A 14351-nucleotide genomic window follows, 5' to 3' on the forward strand; every position below is an offset into this window, starting at 1 on the left:
TGTTTTTGGCATCTTTGCCCGACAATATTTTTTGTCAGAGCGCACAATAACGGGCTTGAAGAGAAACTGTCCCAGTACACTTTATGACTGTTATGGTCTTTGGGCTATTATCTCCCCTACAAAAACAAATTGCGGGTCGGTGCGAGGCTGTGTAATGACCAATCTTTTGCTTTATCAGCGTATTGCTCAGCAGTTGGCGGAAGACATTCGTCGAGGTGTCTATCAGCCCGGCGAGCGTGTGCCATCGGTCCGCAAGATGAGCTCACAGCTCAATGTCAGCCATGCAACGGTGTTACAGGCTTACGCGAATCTTGAGGATCAGGGGCTGATTCGTGCTCGCCCGCAGTCCGGCTATTACGTACATCAGACGCCCGCATTGACGGCGTCGACGCCTGATATCGCGCGGGTTGAGCGCCCGGGTCTGGTGACCCGCAGCAGCATCATCCAGCAAGTGCTGGAGGAGTCGCGCCGCGAGGGTGTTTTCGCACTTGGCGCTGCTGTGCCTCACGTGGACTATCTGCCGGTTCGCGCCCTGCACCAGCAATTGGCAAAGGTGACGCGCTTTCACAGCCCGCGTGCGTTCAGTTACATGTTCAGCCCTGGCTTTGAGCCGCTGCGCAGGCAGGTTGCCATCCGTATGCGTGATGCTGGCGTGGTGGTTGATCCGTATGAAGTGGTGATTACCCACGGTTGTGTCGATGCCTTGCAAATGGCCTTGCGAGTGCTGACCCAGCCCGGAGACCTGATCGCGGCCGAGTCGCCTGCCTATTACGGCCTGCTGCAACTGGCGGATCTGCTGGGGCTCAAGGTCATCGAGATTCCCAGCGATCCATCGACAGGTATCAGCCTGGAAGCCTTGCAACTGGCGGCCAATCAGTGGTCGATCAAGGCTTTGGTGTTGACTGCGCGCTTGAGCAATCCATTGGGCGGCACCATGCCGGAAGAGCGGCAGAAGAACCTGCTGCGACTGGCGTCGGACTTCGATATACAGGTCGTTGAAGACGATGTGTATGGCGAGCTGATGTTTGAAGTAGGGCGCACCAAGGCCTTGAAGGCGTTTGATCGTCTTGGCCGAGTGATTTATTGCTCCAGTTTCTCCAAGACACTGTCGCCAGGTGTGCGTATCGGCTGGATGATTGCGGGGAAATATCAGGCTGAAATACAGCGTTTGCAGACCTTCAGTACCCATTCGGCCTGTAGCGTCACGCAGATGGCTATTGCTGCTTATCTGGAAAATGGCGGTTATGACCGGCATTTACGCTTTATTCGCCTGGAATATCGCAAGAATCTGAGTGCCTTCCAGTTAGCGGTGCAGCAGTTTTTCCCTGAGGGCACTCAGATGAGTCGCCCGCTCGGTGGCTTCATCCTGTGGGTCAGCCTGCCGGGGCGCGTCAATACCCAGGAATTGCATGTGCGGGCGCTGGAGCAGGGGATCAGTATCGCGCCGGGCCTTATTTTCAGTAATACAGAGCAGTTCAATCACTGTATTCGCCTGAACTGTGGCATGCCCTGGAACCGTGAAGCGGAGCGGGCCTTGATGACCTTGGGGATGCTGGCCAAGCAATTGTGTCAGGAAACGGTGCCAGCTTATTGAGCGCAAGTGCTTTTTGTCTGATCGTGGGCACTCTTGCCTTGTCAGGCGTGTTGCAAAAGGACAGCATGTGTACTTTCTGCCTCTGCCGTTTTATCTATGAATAATGCGTTTCGTTGTTTCGGATTGGTCGTCGCGGTGTTGTTGAGTGCGTGCGACTCTCAAGACGCGCCGGCCCCAAAGCCGAAGGTTGAGGCTGTTTCTGCGCCTGCCCGGCCATCGGCGGCGGTCGTCGCTCCCGATTCTGTGCCTGCCAGGCAGGTGGCACCTGCGCCTGTGCCTGCACCACCTGTGCATGAGTTGAAACCCAGTGCGCCGGTTGTCCCGGTGGTGGCGGGCAAGGAGGCGGTAATACCGCCGCGCCCTGTTTCTGCCAGCAAAGTCCCTGATTCCAGGCCTGTACAGGCCAAGGCTGCGACTGCAAAGGCTCCAGTGGCCAAGGTCAAGGAGAAAGCCGCTGTTGTGTCTGGGCGTGAAAAAAACAAGGCCGGCAAAGGCTCGGTCAAGGATGTTCGATTGGCTCAGCCCAAGCTCGATCTGAGCCTGCCGCCAGAGATGGTCAAGGAGCTTTCTCCTCCTGCCAATGTCATTACGGCCAAGCGCAAACCTTTGCTGCCGCAGATGTTCGGTAATAAAGGTTCTTCGTCTGATCCAAGTCCTTTCGAGCTTAATGGGCGTTTGCTGAGCAATGAAATGCAGCTGCAAATGCGCAATGAAAGCCGGCGCGATATCGAAGGGGCAGCGCTGGATTTCAAATTCAAGCAGTAAGGCCTTGTTGCTCGTCTGATATGGCGTTTTGAAACGTCCGTTTTAGCAGCTACTATCTTTCTTTTTCATCTTCAGCAAGGGTGTCTGGTCATGGACTGCCGCTCCGGTTGTGGTGCATGTTGCATCGCTCCCTCCATTACTTCTCCTATTCCGGGCATGCCAGCGGGCAAGCCTGCCGGAGAGCGTTGCCTGCATTTATCTGCCGAGTTGCTATGTGGCCTGTTTGGCAAGATTGAACGACCTGCTGTCTGTAGTCAGTTCAAGGCGGCGGAAGATGTTTGCGGTGTTGATCAGGCTGAGGCTATTCGTCTGATTGGCTGGTGGGAAAAGGCTACTGCTGTTGCATGAAGAATGTCGCTGCGCGGAATTGCTTTATCAGAACTTCAACAATAAGGAATAAACAATGGATACGCTGCATCGCATGGCTGTTGTCTGTGGGTTGACTGTGCTGCTGGCTGGTGTGGCTCAGGCTGAAGATTGGCAGGTGGCCAAGGACGAGGAGGGGATCAAGGTTTCCCTGAGCGATGTGCCGGGCTCCAAATACAAGGCTTATCGCGGCGTGACTACCATCAATGCCAGTGTTGCCAAGCTACGCGCCCTTCAGGAAGATGTGGTGGGTGCCTGCGCCTGGATTCATGAATGCCAGTCACAGAAGCTGCTCAAGCATGAAGGCAACAAGGCCTGGACTTATACAAAATTCAATACGCCATGGCCTGTTACCCCTCGTGATTCGATTCTGCTGATTACAAGCGAGGAGGGTGCTGATGGCAGCCTGACGCGCAATATTGACGAGCAATCAAGCTATCTGCCCGAAGAAAAGGGTTTTGTGCGGGTCGCAGAGGTCAAGGGCTTCTGGAAGCTGGTGCCCAAAGGGCCGAATCAGACCGAGGTGACCTATCAGGTGCATACCGATCCGGGCGGCAGTGTGCCGTCCTGGCTGGCCAACAAGTTTGTTGTGGATGCGCCGTTCAATACTCTGAAAGCATTGAAGGAAAGGTCGCAAAAGTAAGTCTGAAACTATCGAAGCACAAAAAAGGGCTGCCATTGGCAGCCCTTTTCATTGCTGGAAAGTCGCTTACTTGCGGTCTTCCAGTGGCACGATATCGCGTGTCTCGTTGCCGGTGTACAGCTGGCGTGGACGGCCAATCTTGTACGGGCTGGAGAGCATTTCCTTCCAGTGCGAGATCCAGCCGACAGTCCGCGCCAGGGCGAAGATTACGGTGAACATGCTGGTTGGAATGCCGATGGCCTTCAGGATGATGCCCGAATAGAAGTCGACGTTCGGGTATAGCGAGCGCTCGATGAAGTACGGATCGGTCAGGGCGATCTCTTCAAGGCGCATGGCCAGTTCGAGTTGTGGGTCATTGGTGATGCCCAGCTCGCGAAGTACTTCGTCGCAGGTCTTTTTCATGACCGTGGCGCGTGGATCGCGGTTCTTGTAGACGCGGTGACCGAAGCCCATCAGTTTGAACGGGTCGTTCTTGTCCTTGGCCTTGGCGATGAACTTGTCGATGTTGGAAACATCGCCGATTTCATCGAGCATGGTCAGTACGGCTTCGTTGGCGCCGCCGTGAGCCGGGCCCCAGAGTGCCGCGATACCGGCTGCGATACAGGCGAACGGGTTTGCACCCGACGAGCCGGCCATGCGCACGGTGGAGGTCGAAGCGTTCTGCTCGTGGTCGGCATGCAGGATGAAGATCTTGTCCATTGCCTTGGCCAGCACCGGGCTGATCGGTTTGATCTCGCAAGGGGTGTTGAACATCATGTGCAGGAAGTTTTCGGCGTAGCTGAGGTCGTTACGCGGGTACATCATGGGTTGGCCCATGGAGTACTTGTAAACCATCGCTGCCAGGGTCGGCATCTTGGCGACCAGGCGAACTGCCGAGATTTCACGGTGTTGCGGGTTATTGATGTCCAGCGAGTCGTGGTAAAACGCGGACAGGGCACCGACTACGCCACACATGACAGCCATCGGGTGGGCGTCGCGGCGGAAGCCGTTGAAGAAGCTCTTGAGCTGCTCGTGGACCATGGTGTGGTTCTTGACCACGGCAACGAACTGGGCTTTCTGTTCGCTGGTTGGCAGCTCGCCATTGAGCAGAAGGTAGCAGGTTTCCAGATAATCGGACTGTTCGGCCAGTTGCTCGATCGGATAACCACGGTGCAGCAGAATGCCATTGTCACCATCAATGTAGGTGATCTTCGACTCGCAAGAGGCGGTCGACATGAAGCCAGGGTCGAATGTGAAGCGGCCGGTGGCGGTGAGTCCGCGCACGTCGATCACGTCAGGACCCACGGTGCCGGTCAGTATAGGCAGCTCGACGGGGGCTGTGCCCTCGATGATCAACTGCGCTTTTTTGTCAGCCATGTGGCCTCCTATTTATGCTTCAAATCATCAGACAGGCCCCCCACGCAGGGCCCGCACCACTATAGTTAGATAAATTCTAAAGTCAATTTGCCTAAAGTCGTGTTCCGCAAGGCCTTTATGCTGATGTTTCTGCAAGCCATTGCTGCCGTTTACGCCTTTTATTCAATCCGCGCAATCCGCTATTGGCTGTAAGTCTGCGCGTTGTCATTAGTTCCCTAACTGTCTATACTCGGCGTCCGACCGCCAAGGGCTTTTGGGCCCGTTTTAAGGGGGTTGTCACTTCCTGGGTGGTGGGTACCTGACCAGTGCACTTCCCAACAACTTGCCCTGATTGTTAGGGGCTCTTCAGTGTGAAAAAAAAGCCGTGAAAAGCCAACGACCTGTAAATCTAGACCTAAGGACCATCAAGCTCCCAGTCACTGCTTACACGTCCATCCTTCACCGTATCTCCGGTGTCATCCTCTTTGTCGGCATTGCAATCATGCTTTATGCAATGGACAAGTCGCTGGCCTCCGAAGAAACCTTCGGTGAAGTGAAAGCGTGTCTGACCAGCCCGCTGGCCAAGTTTGTAATCTGGGGGCTGCTATCTGCCCTGCTGTATCACCTGGTGGCCGGTGTTCGCCACCTGATCATGGACGCGGGTGTCGGTGAAACGCTGGAAGGCGGGAAACTGGGCTCGAAAATCGTTATCGCCGTCTCCGTGGTGGTGATCATCCTGGCGGGAGTTTGGATATGGTAACCAACGTCACTAACCTGTCGCGTTCGGGCCTCTATGACTGGATGGCGCAGCGCGTTTCAGCGGTCGTGCTCGCGGCTTATTTCATTTTCCTGATCGGCTACCTCGTCGCTCACCCTGGCCTGACCTATGCCCAGTGGCATGAGCTGTTCTCGCACAACGGGATGCGTATCTTCAGTCTGTTGGCCCTCGTTGCCCTTGGCGCTCACGCCTGGGTCGGCATGTGGACCATTGCGACCGACTACCTGACGCCTATGGCGCTGGGCAAGTCCGCGACTGCAGTTCGTTTTCTCTTTCAGGCAGTAAGTGGCGTTGCAATGTTCGCTTACTTCGTCTGGGGCGTGCAGATTCTTTGGGGTATCTGATTCATGGCTAACACAAATACACTTTCCTTCGACGCCATCATCATCGGTGGCGGCGGCGCTGGCATGCGCGCTGCCTTGCAACTGGCTCAGGGTGGTCACAAGACCGCTGTTGTCACCAAGGTATTCCCGACTCGCTCGCACACCGTTTCTGCACAGGGCGGCATCACTTGCGCAATCGCTTCGGCCGACCCGAACGATGACTGGCGCTGGCACATGTACGATACCGTCAAGGGTTCCGACTATATCGGTGACCAGGACGCTATCGAATACATGTGTTCCGTAGGCCCGGAAGCGGTCTTCGAGCTCGAGCACATGGGCCTGCCGTTCTCCCGTACCGAGCAGGGCCGCATCTACCAGCGTCCTTTCGGCGGTCAGTCCAAGGACTTCGGTAAGGGTGGTCAGGCTGCACGTACCTGCGCCGCTGCCGACCGTACCGGCCACGCTCTGCTGCACACCCTGTATCAGGCCAACCTGAAAGCAGGCACTGTATTCCTGAACGAATACTATGCCGTGGATCTGGTGAAGAACCAGGATGGCGCCTTTGTCGGCATCATCGCTATCTGCATCGAAACAGGCGAAACCTCCTACATCCGCGCCAATGCAACCGTACTGGCAACCGGTGGTGCAGGTCGTATCTACTCGTCCACCACCAACGCCCTGATCAACACCGGTGACGGTGTCGGCATGGCTCTGCGTGCCGGTGTTCCTGTTCAGGACATCGAAATGTGGCAGTTCCACCCGACCGGTATTGCCGGCGCAGGTGTACTGGTTACCGAAGGTTGCCGTGGTGAAGGTGGTTACCTGATCAACAAGCATGGCGAGCGTTTCATGGAGCGTTATGCTCCGAACGCCAAGGACCTTGCCGGTCGTGACGTTGTTGCCCGTTCCATGGTTAAAGAGATCATCGCCGGTAACGGTTGTGGTCCGGATGGCGATCACGTGATGCTCAAGCTCGATCACCTGGGCGAAGAAGTGTTGCACAGCCGCCTGCCAGGCATCATGGAGCTGTCCAAGACTTTTGCTCACGTCGATCCTGCTCTGGCTCCGATCCCTGTCGTTCCGACCTGCCACTACATGATGGGCGGCATTGCCACCAACATTCATGGTCAGGCGATCACTCAGGACGCTGCTGGCACCGACCAGATCATTCCTGGTCTGTTCGCTGTAGGTGAAGTGGCTTGCGTATCCGTGCATGGCGCCAACCGTCTGGGCGGTAACTCGCTGCTCGACCTGGTGGTCTTCGGTCGTGCTGCCGGTCTGCACCTTGAGCAGAGCCTGCGTGAAGGCGTCGACTACCGTCGTGCTTCCGAGTCCGATGTCGATGCTGCCCTGGCGCGTCTGTCCGGCCTCAATGAGCGCACTACCGGTGAAGATGTTGCTTCGCTGCGTAAAGAGCTGCAAAGCTGCATGCAGAACTACTTCGGTGTATTCCGTACCGGTGAATACATGCAGAAGGGTATTGCCCAGCTGGCTGGTCTGCGCGAGCGCATTGCCAACGTCAAGATCAACGACAAGAGCCAGGCGTTCAACACTGCCCGTATCGAAGCGCTTGAACTGCAAAACCTGCTGGAAGTTGCCGAAGCCACGGCGATTGCCGCAGAACATCGTAAGGAATCGCGCGGCGCCCACGCCCGTGAAGACTTTGAAGATCGCGATGACGAAAACTGGTTGTGCCACACCCTGTACTTCCCGGGTGACAAGCGTGTAACCAAGCGTGCCGTGAACTTCTCGCCGAAAACTGTTCCGACTTTTGAGCCTAAGGTTCGGACTTATTAAGGGTGACCGATATGTTGCAAGTCAGTGTTTATCGTTACAACCCTGATCAGGACGCCGCGCCGTTCATGCAGGAGTTCCAGGTCGATACCGGTGGCAAGGACCTGATGGTTCTTGATGTGCTGGCCCTGGTCAAGGAACAGGATGAAGGTTTCTCGTACCGTCGCTCCTGCCGTGAAGGCGTGTGTGGTTCCGATGGCATGAACATCAACGGCAAGAACGGTCTTGCCTGCATCACTCCACTGTCTTCCGTGGTCAAGAATAACAAGCTGGTAGTGCGCCCATTGCCTGGTTTGCCGGTTATTCGTGACTTGGTAGTGGATATGAGCATCTTCTACAAGCAATACGAGAAGGTGAAGCCTTTCCTGCAGAACGACACTCCGGCTCCGGCCATCGAGCGTCTGCAATCTCCGGAAGAGCGCGAAAAGCTGGATGGTCTGTACGAGTGTATTCTGTGCGCTTGCTGCTCGACTTCCTGCCCGTCCTTCTGGTGGAATCCGGACAAGTTCCTCGGTCCGGCTGCGCTGCTGCAAGCCTATCGCTTCCTGGCTGACAGCCGTGACACCCGGACTTCCGAGCGTCTGGCTTCGCTTGATGACCCGTTCAGTGTTTTCCGCTGCCGCGGGATCATGAACTGCGTAAACGTTTGCCCGAAAGGTCTTAACCCGACCAAGGCAATCGGACACGTACGTAACATGCTTCTGCAAAGCGGCGTCTGATTTACCGCAGTACCGTAACACCGTTGCACGTAAAGTAGCCGCGGCGCAGGCTTCAACCGGCGTCGTGGCTTTAACCTGAGCAGTGGCTCGCAAGGCTGCCGCTCTTATTTTGAAGAAATGAGACCAGCAGGGGCATCCGGGCTGGTACCCGGGCTATCTGCGTGATCCTTAGTGACTTGATATGGTCGCTGCACACGACTGTTTCATGTTTGCTATGGCGTCTTCGCCGGTGGTGTCCCCTTACCGAGGGTGACCAAGCATGCAAGAAAGCGTGATGCAGCGCATGTGGAACAGTGCCCACCTATCCGGTGGTAACGCTGCCTATGTGGAAGAGCTTTATGAGCTCTACCTGCACGACCCTAACGCTGTGCCAGAAGAATGGCGCACCTACTTTCAGAAGTTGCCAGCAGACGGCAACTCTGCCACCGATGTATCGCATTCCACGATTCGCGATCATTTTGTGTTGCTGGCTAAAAACCAGCGCCGCGCTCAACCGGTATCTGCCGGGAGCGTGAGCAGCGAGCACGAGAAGAAGCAAGTTGAAGTATTGCGACTGATCCAGGCATATCGTATGCGCGGCCATCAGGTTGCTCAGCTCGATCCGCTGGGCCTGTGGCAGCGTCCTGCCCCGGCCGATCTGTCGATCAATCACTACGGCTTGACCAATGCCGATCTGGATACGACTTTCCGCGCCGGCGACCTGTTCATCGGCAAAGAGGAAGCGAGCCTACGCGAAATTCTCGAAGCGTTGCAGCAGACATATTGTCGCACCATCGGTTCGGAGTTCACGCACATCGTTGATTCCGAGCAACGCAACTGGTTCATGCAGCGTCTTGAAAGCGTGCGTGGCCGTCCTGCGTTCTCTGCTGAAATCCAGGGTCACCTGCTTGAGCGCGTCACTGCCGCTGAAGGGCTGGAAAAATACCTGGGTACCAAATATCCGGGCACCAAGCGCTTCGGTCTGGAAGGTGGCGAAAGCCTGATCCCGATGCTGGACGAACTGATCCAGCGTTCCGGTTCCTACGGCACCAAGGAAGTCGTGATCGGCATGGCCCACCGTGGCCGTCTGAACGTGCTGGTCAACACCTTCGGCAAGAACCCGCGCGAGCTGTTCGACGAGTTCGAAGGCAAGAAGAAAGTGGAGCTTGGCTCCGGTGACGTCAAATATCACCAGGGTTTCTCTTCCAACGTAATGACCGCAGGTGGCGAAGTTCACCTGGCCATGGCATTCAACCCGTCCCACCTGGAAATCGTTTCTCCGGTGGTCGAAGGGTCCGTGCGTGCGCGTCAGGATCGTCGTAACGATCCGAACGGTGACAAGGTTCTGCCGATTTCCCTCCACGGTGATGCTGCTTTCGCAGGTCAGGGCGTGGTCATGGAAACCTTCCAGATGTCGCAGACCCGCGGCTTCAAGACTGGCGGCACGATCCATATCGTCATCAACAACCAGGTTGGTTTCACCATCAGCAACCCGCTGGACTCACGTTCCACCGAGTACGCCACCGACGTTGCCAAGATGATCCAGGCTCCGATTCTCCATGTGAATGGCGATGACCCGGAAGCCGTGGTGTTCGTGACCCAGCTGGCTATCGATTACCGCATGCAGTTCAAGCGTGACATCGTGATCGATCTGGTCTGCTACCGTCGTCGCGGTCACAACGAAGCGGACGAGCCTAGCGGCACCCAGCCGTTGATGTACCAGCAGATCACCAAGCAGCGCACGACTCGCGAGTTGTACGCCGATCAGTTGATCAAGGCCGGTGTTCTCACTGAAGAGCGTGTCCAGGCCAAGATCGATGACTATCGCAATGCGCTGGACAACGGTCAGCATGTTGTGAAAAGCCTGGTCAAGGAGCCGAACAAGGAGCTGTTCGTCGACTGGCGTCCGTATCTGGGCCATGCCTGGACTGCGCGTCACGACACTCGTTTCGACCTCAAGACCTTGCAGGAACTGTCCGCCAAGCTGATGGAGCTGCCGGAAGGCTTCGTCGTTCAGCGTCAGGTCCAGAAGATCTACGAAGACCGTCAGAAGATGCAAGCCGGCGGCCTGCCGATCAACTGGGGTTACGCTGAAACCATGGCGTACGCGACCCTGGCGTTCGAAGGTCACCCGATTCGCATGACGGGTCAGGACATCGGTCGCGGTACGTTCTCGCACCGTCACGCTGTTCTGCACAACCAGAAAGACGCAAGTACCTACATTCCTCTGAAGAACCTGTTCGCCGGTCAGCCGCGTTTTGACCTGTACGACTCGTTCCTGTCCGAAGAAGCGGTACTGGCTTACGAATACGGCTACTCGACTACCGAGCCTAACGCTCTGGTTATCTGGGAAGCCCAGTTCGGTGACTTCGCCAACGGCGCGCAAGTGGTTATCGACCAGTTCATCACCAGCGGCGAGCACAAGTGGGGCCGTCTGTGCGGTCTGACCATGCTGTTGCCTCACGGTTATGAAGGGCAGGGGCCTGAGCACTCGTCCGCACGTCTTGAGCGTTATCTGCAGCTGTGTGCCGAGCACAACATTCAGGTATGTGTGCCGACCACTCCAGCGCAGATCTACCACTTGCTGCGTCGTCAGGTGATCCGTCCGCTGCGCAAGCCGCTGATCGTGTTGACGCCAAAGTCGCTGCTGCGCCACAAGCTGGCAATCTCGACTCTGGAAGAACTGGCCGAAGGCTCGTTCCAGACAGTCATACCGGAAGTCGATGCACTCGACCCGGCCAAGGTGACCCGTCTGGTGCTGTGTGGCGGCAAGGTCTACTACGATCTGCTGGAAAAACGCCGTGCCGAAGGCCGCGAAGACATCGCCATCGTACGTATCGAACAGCTGTATCCGTTCCCTGAAGATGATCTCATGGAAGCGATCGCGCCTTACACCAACCTGCAGAATGTAGTGTGGTGTCAGGAAGAGCCGATGAACCAGGGTGCCTGGTACAGCAGTCAACACCACTTGCGTCGCAGCATGAGCAACCACAACCGCAGCCTCGTTCTCGAGTATGCCGGTCGTGACGCTTCTGCAGCTCCCGCGTGTGGTTATGCTTCGATGCATGCCGAGCAGCAGGAAAAACTCCTGCAAGATGCCTTCACTGTTTAACGCCTTCGAGCATTAGAAACCGAATTAAGGAATTACAGATAATGGCTATCGAGATCAAAGCCCCCTCTTTCCCGGAATCCGTTGCCGACGGCACCATTTCCAAGTGGCACAAGCAACCGGGCGAAGCGGTAAAACGTGACGAGCTGCTGGTCGACATCGAGACTGACAAGGTTGTCCTCGAAGTTCTGGCCGAAGCAGACGGCGTGCTGGCATCGATCGTGAAAGGCGAGGGCGACACCGTCCTGTCCAACGAAGTGATTGCAACCCTGGACGCCGGTGCTACTGCATCTGCTGCTCCTGCCGCCGCTGCTGCGGCTCCAGCTGCTGCACCGGCACAGGCTGCTGCGTCGGCTGCTGACGAAGATGCAATTGCTGCTCCTGCCGCTCGCAAGCTGGCTGAAGAAAACGGCATCAACCTGGCCAGCGTCAAAGGCACTGGCAAGGACGGTCGTGTAACCAAGGAAGACGTGGTTGCCGCTGTAGAAGCCAAGAAATCCGCACCGGCCGCAGCTCCTGCCGCCAAGCCTGCTGCAGCCGCTGCTGCTCCTGTGCTGGCTGCCGGCGACCGCGTCGAGAAGCGTGTACCGATGACTCGCGTTCGTGCCACCGTTGCCAAGCGTCTGGTCGAAGCCCAGTCGAACATGGCGATGCTGACCACGTTCAACGAAGTGGACATGACCGAAGTCATGGCTCTGCGCGCCAAGTACAAGGACCTGTTCGAGAAGTCCCACAATGGCGTGCGCCTGGGCTTCATGTCGTTCTTCGTCAAGGCAGCTACCGAAGCGCTGAAACGCTTCCCGGCAGTCAACGCTTCGATCGACGGTGGCGACATCGTTTACCACGGTTATGCCGACGTCGGTGTTGCCGTATCCAGCGATCGTGGTCTGGTCGTACCGGTTCTGCGTAACGCCGAGCTGATGAGCCTGGCTGAAATCGAAGGCGGCATCGCCACCTTCGGCAAGAAGGCTCGTGACGGCAAGCTGTCCCTGGACGAGATGACCGGTGGTACCTTCACCATCACCAACGGTGGTACCTTCGGTTCGATGATGTCGACGCCGATCGTCAACCCGCCACAGGCCGCCATTCTGGGCATGCACAACATTCTGCAGCGTCCTATGGCGATCAATGGTCAGGTTGTGATTCGTCCGATGATGTATCTGGCTCTGTCGTACGATCACCGTTTGATCGACGGTAAAGAAGCGGTAACCTTCCTCGTTACCATCAAGAACCTGCTGGAAGATCCGGCTCGTCTGCTGCTGGATATTTGATGGCGTAGCCTCAAGCTGCAAGTCGCGAGCTTCAAACAGAAGCGCAGCGGCGTGCAGCCTGGGCTGGTATGTTGCATCTAATTAACAGGTTGCAAGCCCGCTCTGCAGAGCAGAGCGGTGCAGATCGGTTTGCAGCTTGCAGCTTGAAGCTCGCAGCTAAAAGGAATCTTTTTTATGTCCCAGAAATTCGACGTGGTAGTGATTGGCGCAGGCCCTGGCGGTTATGTTGCCGCCATCAAGGCTGCGCAACTTGGTTTCAAGACTGCCTGCATCGAGAAGTATCAGGACAAGGAAGGCAAGCTGGCCTTGGGCGGTACTTGCCTGAACGTTGGTTGCATTCCTTCCAAGGCGCTGCTGGACAGCTCCTGGAAATTCTACGAAGCCAAGAACGGCTTCGGCGTTCACGGTATCTCGACTTCGGATGTCTCCATTGACGTTCCTGCGATGGTTGGCCGCAAGTCCACTATCGTCAAGAACCTGACTGGCGGCGTTTCCAGCCTGTTCAAGGCCAACGGCGTGACCACTCTGCAAGGCCACGGCAAGCTGCTGGCTGGCAAGAAAGTCGAGCTGACCGCTGCTGACGGCACCGTTGAAATCATCGAAGCCGAGCACGTGATCCTGGCTTCCGGTTCGCGTCCGATCGACATTCCACCGGCTCCGGTCGACCAGAAAGTCATCGTCGATTCCACTGGCGCTCTGGAATTCCAGGCAGTGCCAAAGCGTCTGGGCGTGATCGGCGCTGGCGTCATCGGTCTGGAACTGGGCTCGGTATGGGCTCGTCTGGGTGCTCAGGTTACTGTTCTGGAAGCCCTGGATAAATTCATCCCGGCTGCTGACGAAGCTGTTTCCAAGGAAGCGCTGAAAACCTTCACCAAGCAAGGCCTGGACGTAAAGCTGGGCGCTCGCGTGACCGGTTCCAAGGTCAATGGCGAAGAAGTCGTGGTCAGCTACACCGACGCAACCGGCGAGCAGTCGATCACTTTCGATCGCCTGATCGTTGCTGTTGGCCGTCGTCCAGTGACCACCGACCTGCTGGCTGCCGACAGCGGTGTGGACCTGGACGAGCGTGGCTTCATCTACGTCGACGACTACTGCACCACCAGCGTACCGGGCGTTTACGCCATCGGTGACGTGGTTCGTGGTCTGATGCTGGCGCACAAGGCGTCGGAAGAGGGCATCATGGTTGTCGAGCGCATCAAGGGCCACAAGGCCCAGATGAACTACAACCTGATCCCTTCGGTTATCTACACTCACCCGGAAATCGCGTGGGTTGGTAAAACCGAGCAGACCCTGAAGAGCGAGGGCGTTGAAGTCAACGTCGGCACTTTCCCGTTTGCAGCCAGCGGCCGTGCCATGGCAGCCAACGACACCGGCGGTTTCGTCAAGGTCATCGCCGATGCCAAGACCGACCGCGTATTGGGCGTTCACGTCATTGGTCCAAGCGCTGCCGAGCTGGTACAGCAGGGCGCGATTGCAATGGAATTCGGTAGCAGTGCAGAAGACATCGGCATGATGGTCTTCTCGCACCCGACTCTGTCCGAATCGCTTCACGAAGCGGCCCTGGCAGTGAATGGCGGCGCCATCCACATCCAGAACCGTAAAAAACGCTAAGACAACAAGAGAAAACCACGACGGTCTGCCCGTCGTGAGCCTTGCGAGCAAGACTCACCGCGGA

General features: G+C 56.8%; 12 protein-coding genes. 11 read left to right on the forward strand and 1 reads right to left on the reverse strand.

Annotated elements, in window-relative coordinates:
- The first annotated feature begins 154 nt into the window (after positions 1-154).
- From Q6A51_RS18005 to Q6A51_RS18020, 4 genes are all read left to right on the forward strand, one after another.
- Positions 155-1594: an aminotransferase-like domain-containing protein gene (locus Q6A51_RS18005; protein WP_201020406.1), complete on the forward strand. Its 1440-nt coding sequence runs from the start codon at positions 155-157 to the stop codon at positions 1592-1594.
- 96 nt (positions 1595-1690) lie between these two features.
- A complete protein-coding gene (locus tag Q6A51_RS18010; RefSeq protein WP_304575401.1) occupies positions 1691-2359 on the forward strand; it encodes a translation initiation factor 2 in 669 nt (222 codons plus the stop codon).
- A 90-nt stretch (positions 2360-2449) separates the two neighbouring features.
- The gene (locus tag Q6A51_RS18015) at positions 2450-2707 is read left to right on the forward strand and encodes a YkgJ family cysteine cluster protein (protein ID WP_201020404.1); all 258 of its coding nucleotides are present in this window, start codon (positions 2450-2452) and stop codon (positions 2705-2707) included.
- A 55-nt stretch (positions 2708-2762) separates the two neighbouring features.
- Positions 2763-3368, forward strand: a complete 606-nt coding sequence (locus tag Q6A51_RS18020; RefSeq protein ID WP_201002551.1) for an START domain-containing protein — start codon at positions 2763-2765, stop codon at positions 3366-3368.
- A gap of 66 nt (positions 3369-3434) precedes the next feature.
- Here Q6A51_RS18020 and gltA read toward each other — a convergent pair whose 3' ends face one another.
- Positions 3435-4724, reverse strand: a complete 1290-nt coding sequence (gene gltA / locus Q6A51_RS18025) for a citrate synthase (protein ID WP_201002549.1) — start codon at positions 4722-4724, stop codon at positions 3435-3437.
- Between the two features lie 364 nt (positions 4725-5088).
- Here gltA and sdhC point away from each other — a divergent pair, with 364 nt between their 5' ends.
- The 7 genes from sdhC (at position 5089) to lpdA (ending at position 14287) form a co-directional block, all read left to right on the forward strand.
- A complete protein-coding gene (gene sdhC / locus Q6A51_RS18030; RefSeq protein WP_122317824.1) occupies positions 5089-5463 on the forward strand; it encodes a succinate dehydrogenase, cytochrome b556 subunit in 375 nt (124 codons plus the stop codon).
- Positions 5457-5825 (forward strand): succinate dehydrogenase, hydrophobic membrane anchor protein, encoded by a 369-nt coding sequence (sdhD, locus tag Q6A51_RS18035; protein WP_201020403.1) that lies wholly within the window; start codon positions 5457-5459, stop codon positions 5823-5825. Before sdhC ends, sdhD begins: the two co-directional genes overlap by 7 nt.
- A 3-nt stretch (positions 5826-5828) precedes the next feature.
- Complete coding sequence (gene sdhA / locus Q6A51_RS18040) at positions 5829-7601, forward strand: succinate dehydrogenase flavoprotein subunit (RefSeq protein ID WP_201002545.1); 1773 nt, start codon at positions 5829-5831, stop codon at positions 7599-7601.
- An 11-nt stretch (positions 7602-7612) separates the two neighbouring features.
- Positions 7613-8317, forward strand: coding sequence for a succinate dehydrogenase iron-sulfur subunit (locus Q6A51_RS18045; protein ID WP_117164259.1), 705 nt, complete (start codon positions 7613-7615; stop codon positions 8315-8317).
- Positions 8318-8576: 259 nt separating this feature from the next.
- Entirely contained in the window at positions 8577-11408 is a 2832-nt protein-coding gene (locus Q6A51_RS18050; RefSeq protein WP_201002543.1) for a 2-oxoglutarate dehydrogenase E1 component, read from the forward strand.
- 41 nt (positions 11409-11449) lie between these two features.
- Positions 11450-12676 (forward strand): 2-oxoglutarate dehydrogenase complex dihydrolipoyllysine-residue succinyltransferase, encoded by a 1227-nt coding sequence (gene odhB, locus Q6A51_RS18055; RefSeq protein ID WP_201020402.1) that lies wholly within the window; start codon positions 11450-11452, stop codon positions 12674-12676.
- A gap of 174 nt (positions 12677-12850) precedes the next feature.
- Positions 12851-14287 (forward strand): dihydrolipoyl dehydrogenase, encoded by a 1437-nt coding sequence (lpdA, locus tag Q6A51_RS18060; RefSeq protein WP_201002539.1) that lies wholly within the window; start codon positions 12851-12853, stop codon positions 14285-14287.
- Positions 14288-14351 lie beyond the last annotated feature (64 nt).

This window comes from Pseudomonas serbiensis (assembly GCF_030580745.1).
Lineage (GTDB): Bacteria > Pseudomonadota > Gammaproteobacteria > Pseudomonadales > Pseudomonadaceae > Aquipseudomonas > Aquipseudomonas serbiensis.